The sequence below is a fragment of the Rhizobacter sp. P3_B12 genome, assembly GCF_056402895.1.
In genome coordinates this window covers 1-1,896 of the sequence record NZ_JBFUGN010001103.1, presented here as the reverse complement: position 1 = coordinate 1,896, position 1,896 = coordinate 1, and the positions used below count along the sequence as shown (strand labels likewise).

Below are 1,896 nucleotides of genomic sequence, written 5' to 3'. Positions count from 1 at the left end.
CGCCGTGATCGACCGTGTGCCGTCGGCGCGGATCTCGCGCGTCGCGCGGCCCAGATCGTCGTATTCCCAGCGCGTGGTCAGCCCGTTCGGCCCGGTCTTGCTCAGCACCGTGCCGAAGCGGGGATCTACCGTCTGCGTCTCACCGTGCAGCAGCGCGTTCCTGCGCTCGCTCGGCAAGCTGCCCGCAGGCACCTTGATGCTCTGGCCGGCGATCGTCACCGTCTGCGTGGCAAAGGTCGTCGTGCTCGTGCGCGCCGTGAAGAGCGCTTCGCCACTCGCACCCGGGCAGTTCTCCTGCCGCGTGCTGATGCGGTTGCCCGCCGGGTCGTAGCCATACGTCGTCAGCACGCACAGCTTCGGGTCGTCGGGCTCGACCTTCTCGGTTTCCACCAGGCCATCGGGGCGGTAGGTGGTGCTCGCCGTCTTCGTGTACCGGAACGGGTCGATGGGCGGCTGGACCTGGGCACGTGCTGCGCCCGCGGCYACTGCGGCCACCGCCAGCAGGATCGTGTGAAGGCACTTCATGGGCAGCTCCCCTTCGGAATGGCCTTGCTGGAGGTGGCGGTGCCGAACGGATTGCTCACGCTGTAGTTCACCGTCGTCGCGACGCATCGGTTGTAGATCCACTGGAACGTGCAACTGCCCCCGGCCGGCACGCTGCCGCCCACGGCACAGGTGGTGCCCGTCCCTGGTGATGCCTCGCCGTTCTGCGTCACGGCGGTGACCGCCTGCGCCGCGGTGTACGGATTGCTCACCGTCAGCGTGACCGTCGTGTAGAAGCTCGTCGAAGTCGCCCCGGGGCTCAGCGTGAAGAACGCGCCGGGGATCGTCTGCACCGAGCCGCTCGCGGTGACTGCCGTGTTCACCGTCGCGCCCACCGTGCTCACCGTCTGGTTGAAGTTCGTCAGCGCGCTGGTGGACAGCTGCACCGTCATGCTGCACGAGACTCCAGGCGCCACATTGGTACAGCCGTTGCCAGTCACGCTCAACGCGCCGGGCAGGCCCGACAGCCCCGTCAGCGTCATCGGCGCATTGCCGTCGTTGCGCCACCCGATCGTGTTCACCGGTGCCGTCGAGTTCTGGTTCACCGTTCCATAGGCCAGGCCGCCGTAGAAGAACGTCGCGATCGAGCCCGTCACCGTGCCGGACACCGTGGCCGATGCCGCAGCCAGCGTTCCGCCGGTCGCGGCCAGCGTCTGTGCGCCTTGTGCGCCGATGTTGCCGCCCGTGCCCATCGACACCGTCACCGAGCAGGTGCCGCCGGGGTCGACCACGCAGTTGCCCGGTGCCACGCTGTACACACCGCTCAACCCCGACATCGTCAGCGTCGCCGCCTGGTTGCCGCTGTTGGTGAAGCTCACCGTGCCGGAGGCTGCGCCGCCGCCCCTCGGAGCACTCAAGGCGGTCGCGCCATTGCCACTCACGGAAATCGACGAGCCATAGAGCGTGCCCGCGACACCGGCCGACACCRCACCGGTCGTGCCGCCGGTGGCCGTCAGGATCTGGCCGCCTTGCGCGCCGATTGCACCGGCCGTGGCCATCGACACCGTCACCGCACAGCTGCCGCCCGCAGGCGCCACGCAACTGGCCGGGCTCACCGAGTAMGGYGCGCTCARGCCCGACATCGTGAGCGTCGCCGCCTGGTTGCCGCTGTTCGTGAAGGTGACCGTGCCGCTKSCYGCYGCACCGCCCYTCTGYGCCGASAGGCTMGCYGCGCCRTTGCCRGTCACCGCGATCACCGATTGCAGGCCSGTGCCRTTCAGCGCGGCAGACAGCGTCCCCGCGCCCGTGCCGATGCTCACGCTGCCGCTGCGTGCGGCATTGGCCGTCGGCTGGAAGCGCACCGTGACCGAGCAGCTGCCACCCACCGGCAGCGAGTTGCCGCAGGTCGTGGAG

General features: G+C 69.4%; 2 protein-coding genes. Both read right to left on the bottom strand.

Annotated features, from left to right (window positions below; translation table 11 throughout):
* A partial coding sequence (locus AC1D01_RS32600) for an RHS repeat domain-containing protein (protein ID WP_477873639.1) occupies positions 1-525 on the bottom strand: 525 nt, incomplete at its 3' end.
* Entirely contained in the window at positions 522-1,625 is a 1,104-nt protein-coding gene (locus AC1D01_RS32595; protein WP_477873638.1) for a choice-of-anchor D domain-containing protein, read from the bottom strand. The genes AC1D01_RS32600 and AC1D01_RS32595, both read right to left, overlap by 4 nt.
* Positions 1,626-1,896 lie beyond the last annotated feature (271 nt).